General features: G+C 58.0%; 17 protein-coding genes. 7 read left to right on the top strand and 10 right to left on the bottom strand.

What is annotated here, in order from left to right:
* Positions 1-90 precede the first annotated feature (90 nt).
* The 3 genes from LVD08_RS04905 to pmrG all read right to left on the bottom strand — a co-directional run bounded on the left by LVD08_RS04905 (position 91) and on the right by pmrG (position 4,164).
* Entirely contained in the window at positions 91-1,608 is a 1,518-nt protein-coding gene (locus tag LVD08_RS04905) for an ArnT family glycosyltransferase (RefSeq protein ID WP_247267602.1), read from the bottom strand.
* A complete protein-coding gene (arnT, locus tag LVD08_RS04900; RefSeq protein ID WP_247267601.1) occupies positions 1,605-3,326 on the bottom strand; it encodes a lipid IV(A) 4-amino-4-deoxy-L-arabinosyltransferase in 1,722 nt (573 codons plus the stop codon). Before arnT ends, LVD08_RS04905 begins: the two co-directional genes overlap by 4 nt.
* Positions 3,327-3,621: 295 nt before the next feature.
* On the bottom strand, positions 3,622-4,164 hold the full coding sequence (gene pmrG / locus LVD08_RS04895; RefSeq protein ID WP_342453828.1) for a lipopolysaccharide core heptose(II)-phosphate phosphatase PmrG: 543 nt from the start codon (positions 4,162-4,164) through the stop codon (positions 3,622-3,624).
* Positions 4,165-4,615: 451 nt separating this feature from the next.
* Here pmrG and LVD08_RS04890 point away from each other — a divergent pair, with 451 nt between their 5' ends.
* Entirely contained in the window at positions 4,616-5,926 is a 1,311-nt protein-coding gene (locus LVD08_RS04890) for a sensor histidine kinase (protein WP_247267599.1), read from the top strand.
* Here LVD08_RS04890 and LVD08_RS04885 read toward each other — a convergent pair.
* The 5 genes from LVD08_RS04885 to LVD08_RS04865 form a co-directional block, all read right to left on the bottom strand.
* Complete coding sequence (locus tag LVD08_RS04885; RefSeq protein ID WP_247267598.1) at positions 5,884-6,435, bottom strand: PqiC family protein; 552 nt, start codon at positions 6,433-6,435, stop codon at positions 5,884-5,886. The two genes, LVD08_RS04890 and LVD08_RS04885, sit on opposite strands and share 43 nt — an antisense overlap.
* A 16-nt stretch (positions 6,436-6,451) precedes the next feature.
* Positions 6,452-8,107: a PqiB family protein gene (locus tag LVD08_RS04880; protein WP_103367168.1), complete on the bottom strand. Its 1,656-nt coding sequence runs from the start codon at positions 8,105-8,107 to the stop codon at positions 6,452-6,454.
* A 117-nt stretch (positions 8,108-8,224) separates the two neighbouring features.
* Positions 8,225-9,526 carry an NAD(P)/FAD-dependent oxidoreductase gene (locus LVD08_RS04875; RefSeq protein ID WP_247267597.1) on the bottom strand — a complete coding sequence of 434 codons (1,302 nt, stop codon included), beginning with the start codon at positions 9,524-9,526 and terminating at the stop codon, positions 8,225-8,227.
* Positions 9,523-10,611, bottom strand: coding sequence for a polyamine ABC transporter substrate-binding protein (locus LVD08_RS04870; protein ID WP_247267596.1), 1,089 nt, complete (start codon positions 10,609-10,611; stop codon positions 9,523-9,525). The genes LVD08_RS04875 and LVD08_RS04870 overlap by 4 nt, the downstream gene beginning before the upstream one ends.
* Before the next feature lie 181 nt (positions 10,612-10,792).
* The gene (locus LVD08_RS04865) at positions 10,793-12,151 is read right to left on the bottom strand and encodes a glutamine synthetase family protein (RefSeq protein ID WP_247267595.1); all 1,359 of its coding nucleotides are present in this window, start codon (positions 12,149-12,151) and stop codon (positions 10,793-10,795) included.
* A gap of 161 nt (positions 12,152-12,312) precedes the next feature.
* Between LVD08_RS04865 and LVD08_RS04860 the strand changes: the two genes are divergently transcribed.
* From LVD08_RS04860 to LVD08_RS04840, 5 genes are all read left to right on the top strand, one after another.
* Positions 12,313-13,209 carry a helix-turn-helix domain-containing protein gene (locus tag LVD08_RS04860; protein ID WP_247267594.1) on the top strand — a complete coding sequence of 299 codons (897 nt, stop codon included), beginning with the start codon at positions 12,313-12,315 and terminating at the stop codon, positions 13,207-13,209.
* 95 nt (positions 13,210-13,304) lie between these two features.
* Entirely contained in the window at positions 13,305-13,814 is a 510-nt protein-coding gene (locus LVD08_RS04855; RefSeq protein ID WP_247267593.1) for a sigma-70 family RNA polymerase sigma factor, read from the top strand.
* A complete protein-coding gene (locus LVD08_RS04850; RefSeq protein ID WP_247267592.1) occupies positions 13,814-14,776 on the top strand; it encodes a FecR domain-containing protein in 963 nt (320 codons plus the stop codon). Before LVD08_RS04855 ends, LVD08_RS04850 begins: the two co-directional genes overlap by 1 nt.
* A 67-nt stretch (positions 14,777-14,843) precedes the next feature.
* The gene (locus LVD08_RS04845; protein WP_247267591.1) at positions 14,844-17,246 is read left to right on the top strand and encodes a TonB-dependent receptor; all 2,403 of its coding nucleotides are present in this window, start codon (positions 14,844-14,846) and stop codon (positions 17,244-17,246) included.
* Positions 17,247-17,381: 135 nt separating this feature from the next.
* Positions 17,382-17,897: a cupin domain-containing protein gene (locus LVD08_RS04840; RefSeq protein ID WP_247267590.1), complete on the top strand. Its 516-nt coding sequence runs from the start codon at positions 17,382-17,384 to the stop codon at positions 17,895-17,897.
* A gap of 1,566 nt (positions 17,898-19,463) precedes the next feature.
* On the opposite strand, the gene LVD08_RS04835 is transcribed toward LVD08_RS04840, so the two are convergent.
* Together LVD08_RS04835 and LVD08_RS04830 are read right to left on the bottom strand one after the other, a co-directional pair.
* Positions 19,464-20,420: an ATP-dependent nuclease gene (locus LVD08_RS04835; protein WP_342453827.1), complete on the bottom strand. Its 957-nt coding sequence runs from the start codon at positions 20,418-20,420 to the stop codon at positions 19,464-19,466.
* Between the two features lie 95 nt (positions 20,421-20,515).
* The gene (locus tag LVD08_RS04830) at positions 20,516-20,827 is read right to left on the bottom strand and encodes a hypothetical protein (RefSeq protein ID WP_247267588.1); all 312 of its coding nucleotides are present in this window, start codon (positions 20,825-20,827) and stop codon (positions 20,516-20,518) included.
* A gap of 155 nt (positions 20,828-20,982) precedes the next feature.
* Between LVD08_RS04830 and LVD08_RS04825 the strand changes: the two genes are divergently transcribed.
* On the top strand, positions 20,983-21,807 hold the full coding sequence (locus LVD08_RS04825) for an HNH endonuclease (protein WP_247267587.1): 825 nt from the start codon (positions 20,983-20,985) through the stop codon (positions 21,805-21,807).
* Positions 21,808-21,818 lie beyond the last annotated feature (11 nt).

Genomic DNA, 21,818 nt, shown 5'->3' with positions numbered 1-21,818 from the left:
AATGAGAAAAAAACGTCAAAGAAGCCGTTAATACTTGTCATTGCCATTCAAATTTACCGCGACTCTCTCCTTTTGTCTTAACGTCATTGCTCAGGAGTGGGGAATGTAAGCCACGCTCTGGTCTGCACGCCCGTGGAATACCTGTTCGCCACGGGTCGGGGTGGTGGTGATGACCTGATGATCAGCCTTCAGCGCATCGAGTGGCACGGCGTCACCGGAACGGTATTGCGCCACGAAAATCGTGCGTTGCGGATCCCAGTGTTCCCCGCTGGTCCTTTCCAGCCAGGCGATCAGCGTCGCTGTGTCGCCATTGTGCGGGAAGTCCTCGATCGTTTCCGGCACGTAGTAGAACGGTGCACCACCGGTTTGCAGGTACATCGGTACTTTGTTGTCGACCTCGATCATGACCATGCGCCATTGATTCAATGGTGCCTGCTGACTGGCCTGTTCGCGAACCTGCTCGCCGAAGCGGATGACACCGCCGCCGCTGTTGGTCCATGGGTAAAGCACACCCAGTACCGCAGCGAGCAACACAGTGGTGACAGCGAAGCCGAGCTTCAGCCCACGGCCTTCGCTGTTTCGGGCGGCCATGCGCCGGGTCACCCACCAGGCACCCAGCAATTGCGCGAAGGGCACCAGCGGCAAGACGTAATAGCTGCGGCGACTGCCACTGGCGGTGAAGAACAGCATCAGCAGCGCGAGCCCTTGAATCAGCCAGCGGGTATCCGGTTCGATGTACTTCCAGTTGCGCGCGGCCACCCACAAGGCGATCAACCAGCACGGCGCCCACGGCAAGGTGTACACCGGCAGGTAGATCAAGTAGGTGTAAATCGGCCCGAATTGATCGAACGGCTGGAAAAACCGCACGACGTTTTCACGCAGCACCAGGCCGAGGCCGCTCTGTTCGTAGTTGGGCGCACCGTAGAGGTGAGACAACAGGAACGGCGCCATGTAAAACGCCCCGGCGATCAATATCGCGCTGAACAGTCGCAGGTTCAGGTGACGTTTCCAGCGGTGTTCGCTGAGCAGGTGCGGCAGCAGCACCAGCCCCGGCAGGATGAAACCGATCAGGCCCTTGAACAGCGACGTCAGCGACAACAAACCGAAGAACACCACGTAGCGCCAGAAGCGGGTGTCATCCGGGCCGCGCCAATACCACCAGACGGCCGCCAGCACACCGCAGACGGTGAGAATGTCGGCGGTGGCGACTCGCGCCCAGAACACGAAATAGAAGGTGGTCGCGAGCATCCAGCCGGCGATCAGCCCGGTGCCTTTGCGAAACAGTTGCTCGCCAAGCAGATACACCAGCCACACGCTGAACCACGCGGAAATCACCGAAGACAGACGCAACGACCAGTGCCCCAGTCCGCCGGTGAACCAGGAGGTCGCGGTGATCAGCCAGTACGACAGCAGCGGTTTGTCGTAATAAGGACTGCCTTTGAGATAGGGATCGAAATAGTCGCCGCTTTGCAGCATCTGCAAGGCGATGTTGGCCCAGCGGGTTTCCGGCCCCCACAGCTCGCGACTGCCCAGACCGAGCAATAACAGCAGGGCAGTTGCGGCCAGCAGAAGCAGCAACGCGCCCCGATCTTTTTTGTCTGCGGTCATGGTTTGCTCTGGGCAAAGATAAAGATTTCCAGGTTGCCGCGCCGGAAGTGCTGACCATCGATCGGCAGCAGCTCCAGTTGTTGCTCGTCAGAGGTGCTGTTGACGCGCATCACCACGCCCACCGAGCCTTTTTTGCGCGCCTGGGTCATCCACTCACTTACGCCGTCGAGGCTGACCTTGCGTGAGGCCATGGCCGGGTCATCGAGGCCGTATTTGAGCTCGCCAACGGTGTTGAACAGGTCGACTTGCGGGCGACGCAAACGCCAAGACAGTGCCGACGCAGCGCCCAGGTCGTTACTCAGCAACGAGCTGGTTTCGCTCAGTTCCTGCTGATGTTCGGCAATGAACTGATCCGGCATTTTGCTGTTGACGATGGTCGCCGGCATCGCGGCCGGCAGCAATGCGACGAGCAGGCCGATGCCCAACGCCGGCATTGCCCACAGCGCCAGAGGGCGCAAGGCTTGCAGCGATCCGGCAATCAGCCAGCCGAGCAGCACGATATAGCCCAGCGACAGGCTGAACATTTCGGTGTGTTGGTAAATTTCACGGGTCGCTTGCAGATAAATCAGCGCGATCAGTGCGGCGATGGCCAGCACTACGTTGACCACACCGTTGATGCGCAAGACGCGGCCGTTCTGGCGCTCAAGCCAGCCCATCAGCGTGTAGCCCATCAGCAAGGCCAACGGCAGCAGGCACGGCATGATGTAAGTCGGCAGTTTGCCGCTGCTCGCGCTGAAAAACGCCAGCGGCAGCAGGAACCACAAGGCGAGGAAGGCGATTTTCGGATCGCGCTTTTCCCGCCAGGTACGCAGCAGCGTCGAAGGCAACAGCAGTGCCCACGGCAAGGTGGAGGCAAACAGCAGTGGCAGGTAGAACCACCATGGTCGTGCGTGCTGTGCGTCTTCACCGGCGGCGAAGCGGCGGATGTGTTCGTGCCAGAAGAAGAACCGCCAGAAATCCGGTTCACGGGCATGCACGGCCAGTGCCCATGGCACGCTGACCAGCGCGGCCACCGCTACGGCAACCAGTCCATAACGCACCAGTTCACCGAAGCGCCGTCGCCAGATCATGTAGGGCAGGGCGATCAGCACCGGCAGCATCAGGGCGAGGAAACCTTTGGTCATCAGGCCCATGCCGCAGGCAAATCCCAACAAAGCCCAGCCGCCCAGCCGCGCGCGCGGGGGGTTGCTGTCGATGGCAAACCAGATCGCCCCCAGACTCAGGTTGACCCACAAGGTGAACTGCGGATCGAGGTTGGCATAGCCGGCTTGTCCTGCGATCAGGCCGAAGCTCATATAAAGGAGGGCGCACGCGGCGCTGATTCGCGGGTTGTTCCACAGGCGCCGGGCCAGCAGATAGGCCAGCCACACGCTAACTCCGGAGCTGAGTGCCGAGGCGATGCGCACGCCGAACAGGTTCTCGCCGAAAATGGCCTGACCGATAGCGATCATCCAGTAGCCGGCGATCGGTTTTTCAAAGTAGCGAATGCCCATGAAGTGCGGCGCCACCCAGTTGCCGCTCTGCAGCATTTCCTGGCTGATCTGCCCATAACGGGTTTCATCGGGAATCCACAGACCGTGAGTCATCAGCGGCAGCAGATAAAACACCACGAATGCCAGCACCAGACCGGGTATCGCAAAGCGTTCGATCAGGGAGCTCTGGTGGAGGCGCGGCAAATTCAGCGCTGCATGGTGCAGCGGTTTGTTCTCAGACGTCATGACTGGACCTTGGTGCAGTACAAAGTGTGCGTTTCAGTGACGGCCCGGCAATTTCCGTTGCAGGCGCGGCACTGGGTTGAATGAATGCAGAGGCGAGTACGGCCGGTGGGCGTGTCCTGCATTCAGAGAACGGGTCTGCTTCCAGCTTTAAGTTCTCCTTGAGAAGACAAGCTTTAAAATGAAATATTTCCAATTGCTGAAAGTAAAAAACATTTCTTATTACAAATTCATTGGCGCCAACACGCCGTGCCAGAGCATTGACTGAGTCATGGCCTTATTTAATTAAGTCTGATGATTACTTGTTCAATCGTTGCCAACCCTCGGGGTTCATGAGGCCAATGACTTCAAGTTTTCCTTGCGCATCTATCCGGGCCAAAACAGTGCTGCCATATTCGGCGGCGACCGCGCGCGGGTAGCCGGTCTGCCGTTCGAAGTCGGCAATGCAGCCGCTGTGGGTTACCAGGATCATGTTCTGTCCCGGGGTCTTGTGTGCCACCAACTCATCGCGCATCGTCGGGCCACAGGTTTCCAGCCATTCCGCCGCCACGGCATCGTGGCCGAGCATGTAATGCGCAGTCTGCAGGGTGCGCGTCAACGGGCTGCTGAAGAACTGGGTCTTTTCCAGGCCCAGTTGCGTAAAGCCACGGCCTACCTGAGCTGCAGCAATGCTGCCAGCCTGGGTGATACCGTCTGCCGGCCCCAGACAGGGATTGGTCGAGCGGTCGCAACGTTCGGTGTGGCGAACCAGTGCGACGACCTCACCGGCCTGCCAGGCCTTCACCCATTCCTGGGTAGCCGACGCACTCGCATAGCGCAGGTTGGCGGGCGAACGTTGCATCCAGACGAAGCCACAAATCAGTGTAATCAACAGCAAACCGACAGCAATGATTGCCCAGGTGCGCGGACGAGACAGATCCCATCGCCTGGACGGTGATTGTACGTGTACTAATTCAACCACGACGTTGCCCCTTGTCATTCCCGAGTTCCACTCAGTACACGCGCAGTGCAACGTAAGCTCCAGGAGGTTAGTTACTTTACGGTGGTCTACTTGAATGGCTGCTGAACACTACGTTCAGAGTCGTGGCGGAGCAGTGAAGAACATGTGAAAAATTTGCGAGGTCCGGCGTGTTTTAACTAAAACGGCTATTTGATAAACAAACTCAAATACCCGTTTTGTTTGTTTTAAACACTTAACAACAACGCCGGGCAAGGCGAAGCTGCGAATATTGGTCAACGTCGTCGCGCCGCCCCTTGCAGCCCTGACATCAGCACTGGAGTCATTGAACCGGATGGACCTCAAGCAAAGCCTCGCCAATCGGATTGTGATTGTGTTCGCCTTGATGAGCGCGGTGGTGGCCGGTGTCTTCGCGATGGGCATTGTGGCCACGGTGCATGTCGTCGAGCACAAGCTGACCATGACCGCCCTCAGCGGTGGACTGCGCCGGTTGTTGGCGATGGACGACATCAATCAATGGCGCCACGAGCCGGAAAAGAGTGAGTTGTTTTTTTTCGAGAACGGTCCAGGCCCAATGGCGCTGACGCCACAACTGGCAGCACTGCCCCAGGGGTTTCAGGAGATCACCTTCAACGGTGACGATTTCTACGCGATGGTTGAGGCGGTCGGCGGACGCAAGTATGTGTTGCTGCGCAATCAGGAAAGCTTCGAGCAGCGCGAGCACTTGCTGTTCGTGGTGGTGATGGTCGGGTTCATCCTCAGCGTCATGCTGGCCGTCGCGCTCGGCAGGCTGCTGGCGCGGCAGGTCATGGCGCCGGTGATTCGCCTGGCGGGGCAGGTGCGTCATCGTGATCAGTTGATCGCATTGGCGCCGGCGCTGCATCCGGATTACGCCGATGATGAAGTAGGGGAGTTGGCCCTGTCTTTTGACCAGACACTCGGCCGGTTACGCGAAACCCTGAATCGGGAAAAGCTCTTCACCAGCGACGTCAGCCACGAACTGCGCACACCGTTGATGATTCTGGCCAGCTCCTGCGAGCTGTTGCTGGCCAACCCTTCGCTGGATCCGCGTTCCACCCAGCAGGTCACACGCATCGCCCGGGCCAGCGCTGAAATGCGCCAACTGGTCGAAACCTTCTTGATGCTGGCGCGCAAGCCGGAAGAGCTTGGCACCGAATCCACTTGCACACTCAAATCGATCGCCGACGCCCAAGTGGAAATCTGGGGGCGACTGATTCGTGAAAAGGGCCTGGAATTCATCTACGAGCCGCAACTGGCGGGCAGCACGTTCTATGACCTGACGTTTCTGCAGTCGGTCATGGGCAATCTGTTGCGCAACGCCTGGCACTACACCGATCAGGGCTTTGTCCGCTTGACCCTGCTCAAGGACAGTTTCGTGGTCGAGGACAGCGGCATCGGTATTCCGGAAGAGAAACGTCACGCGATGTTCCAGCCATTCGTGCGCGGTGATGAGCAGCGCGGTGAAGGCCTTGGGCTGGGGTTGTCGCTGGTGCAGCGAATCTGTAGCCATCAGCGCTGGCAGGTTCAGTTGGTGACTCGCGAACCGAACGGCTGCCGTTTCACCGTCACGCTGTTGGCGACTCAGGAGGCCGACGGGCAGGCGCGAGAATTGCCCGCCGCCTGATTGATCAGGGCAGCCAGGCGTTTGACGTTGTTCTGTTGCGCAGCCACCAGCTCGTCGATGCTCGGGCCGGACGGAGTTTGCAAGGTTGAATGGCAGGTCAGCAGCGCATTGTCCGCCGCACCGCTGGGACGCAGGCGCCATTTGACGTCGATCAGTCCGTACTGGCCGGGGATCGAGTCGAAACGCTGCACATCGATGCGCACCGAGACGTTGCCGCGACTGCCGGTATTGCTCAGTTGATCGTTCAAGGCACTGCGCAACTCATCCGCCAGACTCGCCCCCCACCACTGGGTTTCCAGAATCGCCAGGCCATTGTTGCCCTGACGGATGACGATTTGCGGGCGGTCGACCTGCGGCGGCACGCTGATCCCCTCGATCGGAATCTGCGCGCCGGCCCGGGACGGCGGCAGTTGCACCGGGGTCAGGGTGTGAAAGTTGATCGGCTCGCTGCGGCAGGCGCCCAGCAGCATGAACGCAGCGAGCACGGTGATCTTCAGCGGTAAAGCCATGGGGGAGCTCCTGTGCTCAATTGCGCGGCGGTCCTTTCAGATCCAGCGGCGCCGCGTTGTCGGGACGACCGCGAATCAGCGATTCCGGATGGCGACCGAGATAATCCGACAGCTCACGCAGCGAGCGCGACATGCGCCCGAGTTCGTCGAGGGTCTCGGTGAGTTTCTCGCGCTGCGGCGAATCTTCGGCCAGGGTCGAGCTGGCGGACTGCAAGGTCTTGCTGACGTCGGCCAGGGTGGTCTGCACGCTCGGCAGGGTTTTCGCATTGAACTGGGTCAGGCCTTTGCGCAGCTCGACGAGGTTGCTGTCGAGGTTGCCGGCAATCCGTTCGACCGGGAGTTTGTTGAGCTTGTCGACCACGGCTTCGAGTTTTTCCTGCAACTGTTCGAGGCTGCCGGGCACGGTTGGCAAGACCACCGGCCGAGCCGTCGCGTCGAACGCAACTTTCTCGGCTTTCGGGAAGAAGTCCAGCGCGATGTACAACTGCCCGGTCAGCAGGTTGCCGCTGCGGGCCTGGGCGCGCAGACCGTTGTCGACGAAGGTGCCGAGCAAACGAATGCCGGCGGCTTCGTCGTCGGGATCGTGCTTGAATTCGGTGAGCATTTTTTTGTAGGCCTGACCGAGGCGCTGCGGGTAAATGACGATGCCGACATTAAGCGGGAAGCTGCGTTTCTTCGCGTCGAAATCGAGATTGATGCCGACCACCCGGCCAATTTCCATGCCGAGAAACTCCACCGGCGCATCGACCTTGAGCCCGCGCAAGGACTGCTCGAAGCGCAGCACCATGTATTGCGCCTTGCCGTTGGGCGGGGCGAGGGCGGTCTGCTGATCGGCGAACAGTTCGAAGTCCTTGTCGTCGGCGGCGGCCACATCGTTGGGGCTGTAATCCGGCGCACGGAAGGCAATGCCGCCGACCAGCATGGTCGACAGCGATTCGGTCTTCACCGCAAAGCCGTTGGCGCCGACATTGATGTCGATGCCGCTGGCGTTCCAGAAACGGGTGTTTTCGGTAACGAACGCGTCGTTCGGCGAATGGATGAACACCTCGATGTCCACGCCCTTGCCCTCGGGGTTGAGGGTGTAAGTAACCACCTGACCGACCGGAATCTTGCGGTAGTAAACCGGCGAACCAATGTCCAGCGAGCCGAGATCCGGCGCATGCAGCATGAAGCGCTTGCCCGGTTCGCCGTACGTGATCGGCGGCGGATTCTCCAGGCCCTTGAAGTGTTTGGCGCGGCTGTCGGACTGGCCGATGTCGGCGCCGATGTAGTCGCCGGAGAGCAGGGTGTCGATGCCCGAGACACCACCAGCGCCGATGCGCGGGCGCACGACCCAGAAGTGCGAGTCTTCGCGGGTAAAGGTTTCGGCCTGCTTGGCCAGTTTGATCGTCGCGTCGACGCTCTTCTGATCGCCGCTCAACTCGACGTCAGTCACCTGACCGATCACCACATTGCGGTATTTGACTTCGGTCTTGTTGGCGGTCAGGCCGCTGCCGGTCTTGAAGTTGACGACGATGGTCGGGCCTTCCTGCATCAGGTTGTGCACCACCAGCGAAATACCGACCAGCACCGCGACGATCGGCACGATCCACACCAGTGAAATACCGAAGCGACGCGTCTTGATCGGCGCTTGACCCGGTGCTCGTGGCTCATCGGCGGCTGACGACTTCATCCATGTCCTCCTCGGTTTGGTGGATGCTGAGCGTCAGGAACGCAAAAGCACCTCATCAATATAGAAGTGCTTGGCGATAGAGCAAATAAGCGAGGAGATGGTTACGTGGTGGATGCCTCAGCCGAGGATTTCACGCAGGCGATACCAGAACATGCCCAGTGCCAGCAGCGGCGAACGCAAGGCCGGGCCGCCGGGGAAGGTCATGTGCGGTACCGCGCTGAATACGTCCATGCCCTGACTGTGGCCGGCGTGAATCGCTTCGCCCAGCAGCTTGGCGCACCAGTGCGTGACGTTGAGGCCGTGCCCGGAGTAACCCTGAGCGTAGAACACGTTCGGCTGCTGCTTGAGCCGGCCGACCTGCGGGAAACGGTTGGCGGTGATGCCGATCTTGCCACCCCATTGATAGTCGATGTGCACGTCCGCCAGTTGCGGGAAGACCTTGAGCATCTTCGGGCGCATGTAGGCGGCGATGTCCGCCGGATCGCGCCCGGAATAATGGCAGGCGCCGCCAAATAGCAGGCGTCGATCCGCTGAAAGCCGGTAGTAATCGAGGCCGACTTTCTGGTCGCACAACGCGAGGTTGTGCGGGATCAATTGCGCGGCGCGCTCCTCGGACAGCGGCTCGGTGGCGATGATGTAACTGCCGGCGGGCAGGACCTTGCCGCTGAGTTGCTGTTCGAGTTCATCCAGATGCGCATTGCAACCGAGCACCAGACTGCCGGCGCGGACGCTGCCGCTGGCGCAGCGCACTTCAACGGTTTCGCCATGAATGATCTGCAGTACCGGGCTTTGCTCGAAGATTCGCACACCGAGGGACGCCGCCAGACGCGCTTCGCCTTGCACCAGATCTAGCGGGTGCAGATGACCGGAGCCCATGTCGATCAGACCACCCGCGTAGATGTCGGCGTTGACCACTTGCTGACGGATCAGCTCCGGGCCGACCAAACGGGTCTGGTGTTGATAACCGAGTTCGTCGAGGCTGACCTGTTCGTCCTTGAACGCTGCGAATTGCGCCGGAGTGTTGGCCAGCTCGCAGAAGCCCCAACGCAGGTCGCACTCGATGGCGTTCTCGGTGATGCGCTGGCGCACCAGTTCCACCGAGTCGATGCCGGCGCGTTGCAGATAACGTACGCCTTCGTTGCCGACGTAACGGGCAAAGCCTTCGACCTCGTGACCAATGCCGCGAATCAACTGACCGCCGTTGCGCCCGCTGGCGCCCCAGCCGATGCGCCGGGCTTCGAGCAACACCACCGACAGCCCGCGCTGGGCCAGTTCGATGGCAGTGTTGACCCCGGTGAAGCCGCCGCCGATCACGCAGACATCGGCGCTGAGATCACCGTCGAGTGTCGGCCAAGGCGTGCTGGCCCGGGCCGAAGCCGCATAATAGGAGCGGGCGTGTTCTTTGCTGTACTGATTCATTTGTTCGACTTCACTTTGCTCCAGGACCGGGTCATCAGACGCATGATCGGCTGGGGCGGGGTAGAGGAGATGTAGAGCTTGTCCAGCACCGCCTGGGACGGGTAGACCTCGGGATTGTTCACCAGCGCCTGATCCATGTACTGCTTGGCGGCCGGGTTCGGGTTGGCGTAACCGACCGAAGCGCTGACCTTGGCAATCACTTGCGGATCGAGCAGGTAATTGATGAAGGCGTGGGCTTCCTTGGTGTTGCTGGCGTCGGCCGGAATCGCCAGCAAATCGAACCACAGGTTGGCGCCTTCCTTCGGAATCGCGTAAGCGATGTTCACCCCGTTCTTGGCTTCCTTGGCGCGGTTGGCCGCCTGGAACACGTCGCCGGAGTAGCCGAAGGCTACGCAGATGTCGCCATTGGCCAGGTCGGAAACGTATTTCGAGGAATGGAAATAGGTGATGTACGGGCGAATGCTCAGCAGTTTCGCTTCGGCCTTTTTATAGTCTTCCGGGTTTTCGCTGCGAGGGTCCATGCCCATGTAGTTAAGGATCGCCGGGAACACTTCGTCCGCCGAGTCCATCATCGACACGCCACACTGGGTGAGTTTCTTCAGGTTTTCCGGCTCGAACAGCACGGCCCAGGAATCGATGTGATCGATGCCGAGCACTGCCTTGACCTTGTCGACGTTGTAGCCGATGCCGTTGGTGCCCCACAGGTACGGTACCGAGTGCTGGTTGCCCGGGTCGTTCTTTTCGAGCAATTCGAGCAATTTCGGGTCGAGATTTTTCCAGTTCGGTAGCTGCTCGCGATCGAGTTTGAGGAACGCCCCGGCCTTCACCTGACGCGCGAGGAAGTGGTTGGATGGCACCACCACGTCATAGCCGGTACGGCCGGCGAGCAGCTTGCCTTCCAGGGTTTCATTGGAGTCGAAAACGTCATAGATCACCTTGATCCCGGTCTTGGCCTGGAAGTCGGCGAGGGTGGTTTCACCGATGTAGTCGGTCCAGTTGTAGACGCTGACCTGTGGCTGGGCCAGGGCTGCGGTGCTGCACAACAGCGCCAGTACGGCGGGAACCATGGATTTCAATAGACGCATATCGACACCTCTTCGAATTTTTTGGATTTTTCAGGTGGTTCGCTAATTCCTGTGGGAGGGGGCTTGCTCCCGAAGAGGCCGGCACATTCAACATTTTCTGTGACTGACAGACCGCTTTCGGGAGCAAGCCCCCTCCCACAAAAGCCCATCCCATAGAGGTGAAGGGGCTTTGTGGGATGGATCAGACGCTCAGCAGCAGGAACTCGCGCTCCCAGGAGCTGATCACGCGCTTGAAGTTTTCATGCTCGGCGCGTTTGACCGCGACGTAACCGCGCACGAACTTGTTGCCCAGGTAACGCGCAACGGTGTCGCACTCTTCCATTTGCGTCAGCGCGTCTTCGATGGTGATCGGCAGGCGCAGGTTGCGGCGTTCGTAGGCACGGCCTTCGACGGCGGCACTCGGTTCGATGCCTTCGACCATGCCGATGTAGCCACACAGCAGGCTCGCGGCGATCGCCAGATACGGGTTGGCATCGGCGCCCGGCAGGCGGTTTTCCACGCGCATGGCTTCCGGCCCGGAGGTCGGCACACGCAGGCCGACGGTGCGGTTTTCTTCGCCCCACTCGACGTTGACCGGCGCCGAAGTGTCCGGCAGGAAGCGGCGGAACGAGTTGACGTTGGGCGCGAACATCGGCAGCACTTTCGGGATGTACTTCTGCAGGCCGCCGATGTGATGGCGGAACAGCTCGCTCATCGTGCCGTCGGCATCGGCGAAGATCGGCTTGCCGGTGGCGATTTCCACCACGCTCTGGTGCAGGTGCATGGCGCTGCCGGGTTCGTCGCCAATCGGCTTGGCCATGAACGTGGCAGTGACGTTGTGCTTGAGCGCCGCTTCGCGCAGGGTGCGTTTGAACACGGTGATCTGGTCGGCCAGATCCAGTGCGTCGCCGTGCCGGAAGTTGATTTCCATCTGCGCCGGGCCGTCTTCATGGATCAGCGTGTCCAGATCCAGACCTTGCAGCTCGCACCAGTCGTAGACGTCTTCGAACAGCGGATCGAATTCGTTGGCGGCATCGATCGAGAACGATTGCCGACCGCTTTCGGCACGGCCCGAACGGCCCAGCGGCGCCTTGAGTGGCAGATCCGGGTCTTCGCAGCGCTGGGTCAGGTAGAACTCCATTTCCGGCGCAACGATCGGCTTCCAGCCCTTGTCGGTGTACAGCTGCAGGACTTTTTTCAGCACGTTGCGCGGCGACAGTTCGATCGGGTTGCCGAACTTGTCGAAGGTGTCGTGGATGACGATGGCGGTCGGCTCGATCGCCCATGGAATCACATACACGGCGTCGCTCACCGGTTTGCAGACCATGTCGATGTCGGCCGGGTCGAGCAGGTCGTAGTAGATGTCGTCGTCGACAAAATCCCCGGTTACCGTTTGCAGCAGCACACTTTCCGGCAGGCGCATGCCTCGCTCATGCAGGAACTTGTTGGTCGGTGCGATCTTGCCGCGGGCGATGCCGGTCAGGTCGCTGACCACACATTCAACTTCGGTAATCTTGTGATCTTTCAGCCACGTGAACAGCTGATCGAAAGGGGCATTCATAAAGACCTCGTTATTGGTTTTATAGACGCCGGGGAGGGCGGGTTTCATCTTCCGCCCCTTCCCCTGTGGCGCGTTGACGACTATCTTGGGCGTGCCTTGCCGTTCCATCTATCCACTTTAAGCAGCACCAAAGCGCACCAAAAGAGTGCGCAAGGTCTCCCATGACAACGTGTATTCCGCTACAGGTTCAGGCTTTCAATACCGCTGATGTCAGCGAACAGATCCGCGCCACGCCGGGTTGGGTCCAGCATTACCAGCAGATGTCTCCCGGGCATTTCGCCGGGCAGATCCGCTATCTGGACCTGGAGGGAGTGCAGGTCTACGAAGAACAGATGAACACCCGCGTCGAGCAGACGTTCAGCGCGCCATCGGGGGCCTTGGCCTTCTGTTTCGATCGCAGCGACAACGCGCTGTATCTGCTCAACGAAGACAGCCGCAACATCTGGATCACCCCGGAGAACTACCAGGAAATTGCCGTGGTGTTCGGCCCGGAATTCGTCCGTCAGCACGGTCTGGATGTGGCGAGACTCGATGGATTGTTCATGGCGCCGCTTAACTGCGGGCAGAACGCCTTGTTCAGTCGCTGGTTAAGCTCAACTCTCACGAAGTTGTCGCAAGCTGTTGATCCATTTGATAAAGACTCACTGACTCAGCAGTTACTCGAAGACTGCCTGTTCATCCTCGACAACGCACACACCCGTCTTGATCGCGGCGGATTACAGCGGCGTAGCGAAGAACGGATGATCATGAAGCGAGTAGGGGAGTGGGCGGCAGATTCGCCGGAAGACACCGTCAATCTGCTCGAACTGTCGAAGGTCGCAGGGGTGCCGTTGCGGCAATTACAGCAGGCGTTCAAAGCCTATACCGGGATGACCCCGAGTCACTGGCTGCGCCTGCGCCGGCTGAACAGTGCACACCGCGAATTGCTCAAGCGCCGGCCCACGGAAACCACCGTGGCCGAGGTGGCGATGCGCTGGTCGTTCTGGCATCTGGGGCGGTTTTCCAGCAGTTATCGGGCGCTGTTCAAAGAGCTGCCGAGCGAGACGCTGAAACGCTAGAGATTGCAGTAACGGGCAAAAATATCTTTGTGTCCCAAGCGAAGTTAAATAGAATCAGTCTCATTTGAATCTAACTTCGCGCAGGGTCTCTTGAGATGATTGAAGCCGCCACGCCATCTGAGCAGAGCCTGCACGCGCTGTACCGCGATCACCGAGGCTGGCTGGAAACCTGGCTGCGTCGACGCATGGGCAATGCGTGGGATGCGGCGGATCTGAGCCAGGACACCTTCATGCGCGTGCTGTGCAGCGCCCAACCGATTGCCGACATGCGTGAGCCTCGTGCCTATCTGCTGACCGTGGGTAAGCGTCTACTGAGCAACTTCTACAGCCGCCGCAGTCTGGAAAAAGCCTACTTCGAAGTCCTCGCGCAACTCCCGGAGGAGTGCGTGCCATCGCCCGAACAGCGTTGGCTGCTGCTGGAAACCCTGCAAGCGCTGGACGAATTGCTCGATGGTTTGCCGCGAGCAGTGCGTCGGGCGTTTTTATGGAGTCAGCTTGAAGGCCTCGGTTACCGCGAAATCGCCGAGCGCCTGCAAGTGTCCGAGCGCACCGTCAAACGTTACATGGCGCAGGCCTACGAGCATTGTCTGCTGGTGGAGCTTTGATGCGCGTAGCCCCCAGCGATGAAGGCCGCGAAGTCGCCCGCGCCGCCGCGCACTGGCTGGCGTTGATTGAGTCCGGCGAAGCGGGCGCTGACGATCATGCGCAATTGCAGGTCTGGCGCAACAGCGATAGCCGGCATGAACACGCGTGGCAGAAAATCCAGCGCTTGCGCGAACGGTTTTCCGCTCTGCCTTCTGCGCTGGCCATGGCTACGCTGGATCGTCCGGACGCTGCGCGTCGGGCCGCGCTGAAACGCGCGCTCGGCATCGCGGCACTGGTGCCGGCGGCCTGGCTGATCAGTCGGCAACTGCCGCTGGATGTCTGGCGCGCGGATTTGCAGACGGGCACCGGTGAACGCAAAAAATTGCCGCTCGCCGATGGCAGTTCGTTGCAGCTCAATACCGACAGTGCCGTCAATATGGATCTTGCTGCCGGTCAGCTCACGCTGGTGCGGGGAGAGATGGCCCTTGATGTACCAGGCAACTCAGCCCTGATCATCAATGTGCCGTACGGGCGAATCATCGTCAGTCACAGTGAGATTTGCGTGCGTCTCAATGAGCGTGACTGCAATGTGTCGGTGGTCCGTGGCTCGGTGCAGTTGCAACCGTCAAGCGGGCTAGCGCTGATACTCAATCAGGGCCAGCAGATCAGGCTGCAGGCTTCTGGTGCGGGTGCTGTCCGAGCGTTTGACAACTCGATGCCGAGCTGGCGCGACGGTGTACTGATGGCGCAGAACCAGCCGCTGGGGGATTTTCTGCGCGAATTAAGCCGTTACCGCCCTGGCGTGCTGCGCTGGGATCCGGAGCTGGAGGCGTTGCGCATCACCGGCAGTTTTCGCCTGGATAACACCGATCAAGTGCTCTCGCTATTGGCGGCCAGCCTGCCGATCGACGTGCAGAAACGCACGCGCTTTTGGGTCTCTCTCGTTCCGCGAAAATTGTCCCAGTCCAAAAAAACAGTCTGAGACCTGTCCCTTTTTTTCGCCTCGCTGGTCATTCCAGGCAAGTGAACCAAATCGAGAGCTTTTTCCTATGCCTGCAGTATTTCCAGGTCGTTTGCGTCCGTTGTTGCAGTTGAGCCTTTTGTTGAGCCTGAGTGCCAGCCCCCTGTTGATCCCCAGCAGTTGGGCGGAAAGCGCCGACCGCCGCGCTTATCAGGTGCCTGCCGGCAGCCTGGGTGCTGCGCTGACCCGTTTTGCCGGACTGGCCGGGGTCAATCTGTCGGTAGATCCGGCCTTGGTCAGCGGGCGCAACAGCAATGGTTTGTCGGGTGAGTTTGGCGTGGAGGAGGGCTTTACCCGGTTGTTGCTGGGGTCCGGTCTACAGCTGCAACCGGCGGGCGACCGCGCTTACACAGTCATTCCTGCGCCGGACGGCGGCAGTCTGGAACTGGCAACCACTTCGATTCTTGGATCGACGGGTGGCACGGATACCGAGGTTTTTGCCGGTGGCCAGGTGGCGCGCCGTGGTTCGCAAGGACTGCTGGGTTCCAGGGATTTCATGGAGACCCCGTTCAGCATGACCACCTACACCAGCGAAACGGTGAAAAACCAGCAGGCTCGCACTCTGGGCGATCTGATCGCCAGCGATCCCTCGGTGCGTGCGACCAACCCGGCAGGCGGCCGTTATGAGCAATTCACCATCCGCGGTTTCAGCCTGTTCAACAGTGATGTTTCCTACAACGGGCTCTACGGGGTTCTGCCCACTTATACGATCGACATGGAAATGGCCGACCGCGTCGACATCCTCAAGGGCCCGAGCCAACTGATCAACGGGATTTCGCCGCGGGGCAGTGTAGGAGGGGGGATCAACGTGGTGCCCAAGCGCGCCGGCGATCAGCCGAATACATCGCTGACGGCCAGTTACGCCTCGAACAATCAGCTCGGCGGCGCCGTCGACATCGGCCGTCGCTTTGGTGAGGACAACCAGTTCGGCCTGCGTTTCAACGGCGTCAAACAATCGGGTGACACTGAATGGGATCACCAGAGCGTCGATCGCGACATGGCAGTGCTGGGCCTGGATTTTCGCGGTGAGCGCCTGCGGCTTTCCACCGATATCGGTCACACCGAGCGCGATACCGATGCACCGCAAGAACGTGTGCAGGTCGGTGCAAACGCGAAAGTTCCGGATGCTGATGATGTGCGCGACAACTACGCGCAACCCTGGAGCCAGGCGCGAACCAAAGATACGTTTGGCACGCTCAATGGCGAGTTCGACGTCAGCGATTCGGTCATGTTGTATGGCGGCGTCGGCGCCCGTAACAGTAACCACGATTTCCTTCGGCATGCGGTGTCGGTGACCAACGACGCCGGCGACTTCAGCGTTCAACCGCGGGACTTCACCCGTGACGAAAATGTCCGGACTGCCACGGCGGGTGTGCGCAACTGGTTCCATACCGGTTCAGTCAGCCACGAGGTCAATCTGGCGGCCAGCTACTTCTACATGGATTTCGAAAATGGTGGCGCGCGGTATGCGGCGGGGCGCAGCAATCTGTATGACCCGGTGGAAACCGCAAAGCCGCGCACGCCAACACGCTACGACGCCAAGGTCTACACGGAAAACCGCTTCAGCGGCGTAGCACTGTCCGATACGCTGGGGTTCTTCGATGATCGCCTGTTGCTGACCCTTGGCGCTCGCTGGCAGAGGGTTCAAGTCGACGACTGGAGCGATGATGTGAAGGGTGACACAGCCTATGACGAAGAAAAACTCTCGCCATCCGGCGGCATTCTGTTCAAGGCGACGGACAAGCTCTCGCTCTACGCCAACTACATGGAGGGCCTCAGCCAAGGGAAAATTGCGCCATCGACGTCGATCAACGAGGATGAAATCTTCCCGCCTTTTATCAGCCGACAAGTCGAAGTCGGGGCCAAATATGACGCGGGTTTGTATGCGCTTACAGCGTCTGTGTTCAGGATCAAACAGCCTGCTTATGAAACCAACGCCTCGACACGAGTCTTCGGCCCGAACGGCAAACGACAGAACGACGGGGTGGAGTTGAGTGTGTTCGGCGAGCCGTTCAAAGGGTTTCGATTGCTCGGCGGCGTGATGTACATCGACAGCGAACTGACCCAGACCACCCATGGAACCTTTGACGGTAACCGCGCACCCGCGACCCCCAAGTACAACGTCAATTTCGGCGCAGAGTGGGATGTCCCAAGTGTGCAAGGGCTGACGCTGACAGGGCGCGGAATCTATTCAAGTTCGCAGTATCTGGATCAGTCCAACCAGAAGGAAATCGACTCATGGGAGCGATTCGACGTGGGGACGCGCTACGCCTTTAAACTGGACGACAAGACCATCACCGTACGCGCCAATGTCGAGAACGTATTGGATAAACGCTACTGGAGTTCGGCGGGCGCATCAGATGACAGTGAACCCGGTTTGACGCTTTCGACGCCGAGGACTTATCTGCTATCGGCAACGGTGGATTTCTGAATTGCTTTCTTGAGTAAAAAAGGGTGCTTAAATGGAGGGTAAAATCTTCGAAATTCAACGATCTACTGTTAACTACACTAAATAGCCGTTTAGTAGAGCTATCGTAAAATACGCCGCCATCCACCGGAGCAGAGCATGTCTCAACGCACAGTAAACGCACAGGCCTTGATTCAGGCGCTGGATCTGCAATCTCACGTGGAAGGCGGTTATTTTCGCAGAACCTATCAGGCCGATCATAGAGAGATGCTCGATACCGTCGGTGGCCCACGGTACCTGATGACATCGATTCACTACCTGTTGACCGAGCAATCACCAGTGGGCCAGTTTCATTTCAATCATTCCGACATTGTGCATTTTTTCCATCTGGGCGATCCCATCGAGTACAGCATGATCCATGCTGACGGCTCGCTGGAAACGCTGGTAATGGGCAACGACATTCTGGCGGGACAGCATCTGCAAATGCATGTGCCTGGCGGAATCTGGAAAGCTTCGCGACTGCTCGAGGGAGAACATGGATTTGGCTTGATCAGCGAGGCCGTGTCGCCGGGATTTGATTTTGCGGATATGGAGATGGGTGATCGACGCAAACTGATTGCGCAGTTTCCACAGCACCGGATGCTGATTGAAAAACTGACGCGGGATGCTGATTGAAGGTCGCCAATTGCAGGCAAGGCCGAGGTTTTGAAAAGAGGACTCAGGGTAAAACTCTGGATTGAAATCTGGCGTGCAACCGGGCTAACCCTGAAACATCTTGTTACGTGTAATGTATATTATGTTAAACCACGTATTACGCTACGCGCCTCCTGCACTGTCCATTTTCACGATCCTGTGACTATTCTTCCAAAAACCTCTGTTGCTCTAAAATTCATGGCCTTACCCTACATTCCTCTCAGCTAGCCTAGACTTCCCTTCCACTTATCAGTGTCGTGTCCCGCTTACCATTCAACGTCTACACTCACCGCTAACAAATTCGATATTACGATGCTGGTGTCCACATGGCGTCACCGTTTGTCCCTTTCCCAATTTTCTGCCCTTACGCTGAATGGCGTCCATCAGGCCTCAGTCAATTTCCACAAAATGCCGATGTGTTCGCTAACCTGGAAGCTGTCACAGCTTCCAGCCTTCCATTTATCAGCGTCTGGTACTGCCAACGATATCTGGCTTGGTTGGCGCATAGCTGGAGTCCTGAGCAAGCTTCTGAGGCTTACTATTTTGAAACCACTCACCTCGAGCGCCTTCTAAACTGGAGCTTCTCTCAAGGCTTTTCATTGTTGGATTTAGATTCCGAGGCGCTCCTTCAGTACGCGTCCTTTTTTTGCAATCCGCGGCCTGACTGGTGCGCTCCTAAAGCGTGTTCAAAATTCCTCGCGGATCCATTGGATCGTTACCAGAACTGGATGATCAACCCTGACTGGCGGCCGTTCCTTTCGTTACCTCGTGACGCATCACGCCAACTTGGTCTCGCGCAGGCCGTTCTGAATAAATTCTATGACTTTTATTATCATGAGATTTCCTCAAACCGACCCGTACCAATCCTAAAAGGTAACTCCCTACATTCGAAGAATTCGCCGAAATTGACAGATTATGAAATGGACTGGTATCTGAACAATCTTCAAGACCTACCTTTCGGTGAGTCTTACAAAATAAGCACGCTCGTATATTTTGCACTCGCTAGGAGTTCAAGGCGCACGCGACGGCGGTTAGTGGGCACTTCGAGCAATCCTGGATTGCTCAACCAATTTTCAAAGAATTCTGAGGGCGAATGGGGAGAATTACTCTCCAGAGGTGAATTCAGGGTCTTAGGTAATGAATTCACTCTTATGTTTGAACGTTATCTGAGACATCTGGGACTGGATTCTGAAATGCCGATACCTCCGCATAGGCTGTTCGCGACATCGCCTGATAGTAAGTTTGCGCGAAAATGCAGGGCAGAATTGGTCAGAATGGCTCTTGCATCTGAGGATGTCCAAATTAGAGGGGCTGCAAATAAATTCCGATTCCTTACATTTTCCTCCATGCGTAGATCGTCAACATCCTAGTGTAAGGCTGCTGATTCCTCCTCGGCCCACAAAGATATCTCGGATCGCTCATCGCTTTATGTAGTGGGCTGGAGGGCAAAATTACGGACTTTATGGATATTGACAATGCTCAGGCTTGGCAACCAAATTCGGGGAATTAACAGCGATCAGGCGGTCGCTAACTTTTCTAATACTCGCCCTAACTGTATTCCCTAGACGTTGTTCTCCGAGCTTGCCGGTCTTGAATCAAGTCGGCCGAAAACCGTCGGTATTGACCTTGAAGGCCTCCCCTCTCACGCCCAGGCGCTCCGATGTGCTGTGCCGTTCCAAGCATAGAGCTCTCGGCGAAAGCAGAGCGCATCACCGCTACAGGCTTGTTGATTGCGGCGCAAAGCTCAAGGCATCGCGTCAATGCCAGTCCACGCATGCTGATGACATCTATGCCGTGGGCCATCGGACGTGCGCCGAAGCAATCCTTATAGATGCGCTCGAAGATGATTTCATCGGATGGGCCTTCGACCAAAACGACCTTTTTCGCTAACACCAGGCGAAGGGTGTCGTAGCCAGGCAGCCTTTGGAAATAGCTCACTGTGTCTGGATGAAGCTCTGTGATTTTGGACGCGCTGTTACGGTGTAGAAGCAACAATGCGTCGAGGCCGAGCTTATTCAACACGTATGTGCTGTGAGTGGAAATAAAGAGCTGCTGATCTTCCGTCGACAGATCTTCGATTCGATTGAGTAGAGTCGTCAGGCTCGTGTGAGATAGATGGTTTTCGGGCTCCTCGATCATAACGATATTCGCCTTCGCGGAATGACGCTTCATCGCCAGAGAGATCTTAATCGCAGCCTGTTGACCCTGGCCTGCCATCGCGAATGGGAGCCCGTCGACATGTGGAGTAACCACGCTTTCCCAAGATGTACGAGATGTCTGATCCATTGCCAACGCCATAGGCTCAGATTGCAGCGCTGCGCCTAGTCCGGAAAGTCGCTTGTTCACCGGCGCCAGCGCACCATCAGTCATTGACGCTTTGATACCGCGATAGTCTAGGGATATCTGTGCCTTCTCGGACGTTTCCAAGTGGTCGCTTAGTATCTGGCGGAGATGATAATCAACGCCGGCGGCGGATTTGACCGTGCGAGAATCGATGGTTGCCACGGAGAGCGCCCGCGGTCGCCGTGTGAGTTCGCTATCGGCGAAGGAGCGCCATTCGTAGGTGTAATACTCGATCGGAAGTAGCGCAGATGGGTCTTTCAGCCATTCATCCAGTTCGTCCTTGTACTCCTCGTTGGGGATATGGAGAGAAAGACACCAGGACAAGCGTTCGTTGGAACGTCGGCATTTATTGCGCCCAGCAACCCCTGCAGTTCATCTGTGTTTTGCAGATAGAGTTCGATGAGAATTTGTGGGAGTGCAGGCTTCATTCCAGCTCTTCTGAGGGTCAGAAACTCAGTCACCACATCGGTGTTAAACCAATGGGGATTCAGGATATTCACGCCCGGGTTAGGCTTCAGCAAGAAGTCTTTGTAGATACGGTACCCACGGATGCGGATTTTGGTGATCACGTTCGACGTTCCTCGGCCAGTTGGTACTATATGGCGCTTTAATGGCAGGGTTGCCTGATGCTATAAGCGAAGCGGTACGTTGTCGACTCCGTCATTTTCTGCTGTCCCCCCTTCCTTCGCACCTCCGCCAGACAACCGAATGCACAGGATTTCGCATGACCGTCCCTTACTACCCAAACCGTAAAGCATTTATCGAATCCTTGGGAGCCACGTGTAAAAACTGGACTTGGAGTTGGTCGTTTGTGAATCACCTAGAGCGCAAAGTCATATTCGGCGCTTGGGACATTCATGTGGACGGCGACCGCACACTCATCCTTTGCGAGGGGTGGGAGATAAAGAAGGGGCGGCGCAACAATGGCTACGCGCAGAGCGTTGAGCATCTCAGGTTAGTCGCCGAGCAGGGATACGAGCTTTACACATTCAAGATTACGCACTCGGACGAACTCCAGGACGAGGACGGCATAGGCCCTGCAAAGATCAAAGGTTTTGAACGATTTATCACTCGCAAATGGGTGCTTCAGCAAGAAGGTAGATGGTACGCGTGTGACGAAATACCTATCCCTGTAATCCCCGAAGAAGTCAGTCATCCTGAGCTCTACCTGGAGGGTGCATTACGAGAGGTGAAGGTCAACGCATATGAGCGCAATGCTCAGGCCCGGGAGGCATGTATTCGGCATCACAAGGCCGTGTGTGCAGCTTGTAAATTCGACTTCGGCTCGGTCTACGGCGAGATCGCCAAAGGGCTTATCCATGTTCATCACATCGTCCCCCTGAGCACGATCGGCGCGGAATACAAGCTCGATCCAATAACCGATTTGATACCGCTGTGCCCGAACTGCCATGCAGTCGTACATCGTGGCGCCGAAGTCTTGAGTATAGATAAGCTCAAAGAATGCTTAGCCGCGGCAAATGGGGGAATGCCTGAGCTTTTAGCACCCAGTAATACGCCGCCTAGCCCTACCCCTGCACAGGGATTTTAGGGATGTAACTC

It is taken from the genome of Pseudomonas sp. YL2 (assembly GCF_023063025.1).
GTDB lineage: Bacteria > Pseudomonadota > Gammaproteobacteria > Pseudomonadales > Pseudomonadaceae > Aquipseudomonas > Aquipseudomonas putida_A.
The sequence above is the reverse complement of the archived record's forward strand: the minus strand, read 5'-3'. Positions and strand labels throughout refer to the sequence as shown.

What these genes read in the sequence shown, in the direction of transcription:
- LVD08_RS04880 (WP_103367168.1), bottom strand. Translation starts at nt 8,107, where the DNA reads ATGAAGTCGTCAGCCGCCGATGAGCCACGAGCACCGGGTCAAGCGCCG.
- LVD08_RS04825 (WP_247267587.1), top strand. Translation starts at nt 20,983, where the DNA reads ATGACCGTCCCTTACTACCCAAACCGTAAAGCATTTATCGAATCCTTG.
- LVD08_RS04850 (WP_247267592.1), top strand. Translation starts at nt 13,814, where the DNA reads ATGCGCGTAGCCCCCAGCGATGAAGGCCGCGAAGTCGCCCGCGCCGCC.
- arnT (WP_247267601.1), bottom strand. Translation starts at nt 3,326, where the DNA reads ATGACGTCTGAGAACAAACCGCTGCACCATGCAGCGCTGAATTTGCCG.
- LVD08_RS04855 (WP_247267593.1), top strand. Translation starts at nt 13,305, where the DNA reads ATGATTGAAGCCGCCACGCCATCTGAGCAGAGCCTGCACGCGCTGTAC.
- LVD08_RS04905 (WP_247267602.1), bottom strand. Translation starts at nt 1,608, where the DNA reads ATGACCGCAGACAAAAAAGATCGGGGCGCGTTGCTGCTTCTGCTGGCC.
- LVD08_RS04865 (WP_247267595.1), bottom strand. Translation starts at nt 12,151, where the DNA reads ATGAATGCCCCTTTCGATCAGCTGTTCACGTGGCTGAAAGATCACAAG.
- LVD08_RS04875 (WP_247267597.1), bottom strand. Translation starts at nt 9,526, where the DNA reads ATGAATCAGTACAGCAAAGAACACGCCCGCTCCTATTATGCGGCTTCG.
- LVD08_RS04890 (WP_247267599.1), top strand. Translation starts at nt 4,616, where the DNA reads ATGGACCTCAAGCAAAGCCTCGCCAATCGGATTGTGATTGTGTTCGCC.
- pmrG (WP_342453828.1), bottom strand. Translation starts at nt 4,164, where the DNA reads ATGCAACGTTCGCCCGCCAACCTGCGCTATGCGAGTGCGTCGGCTACC.
- LVD08_RS04845 (WP_247267591.1), top strand. Translation starts at nt 14,844, where the DNA reads ATGCCTGCAGTATTTCCAGGTCGTTTGCGTCCGTTGTTGCAGTTGAGC.
- LVD08_RS04840 (WP_247267590.1), top strand. Translation starts at nt 17,382, where the DNA reads ATGTCTCAACGCACAGTAAACGCACAGGCCTTGATTCAGGCGCTGGAT.
- LVD08_RS04885 (WP_247267598.1), bottom strand. Translation starts at nt 6,435, where the DNA reads ATGGCTTTACCGCTGAAGATCACCGTGCTCGCTGCGTTCATGCTGCTG.
- LVD08_RS04860 (WP_247267594.1), top strand. Translation starts at nt 12,313, where the DNA reads ATGACAACGTGTATTCCGCTACAGGTTCAGGCTTTCAATACCGCTGAT.
- LVD08_RS04870 (WP_247267596.1), bottom strand. Translation starts at nt 10,611, where the DNA reads ATGCGTCTATTGAAATCCATGGTTCCCGCCGTACTGGCGCTGTTGTGC.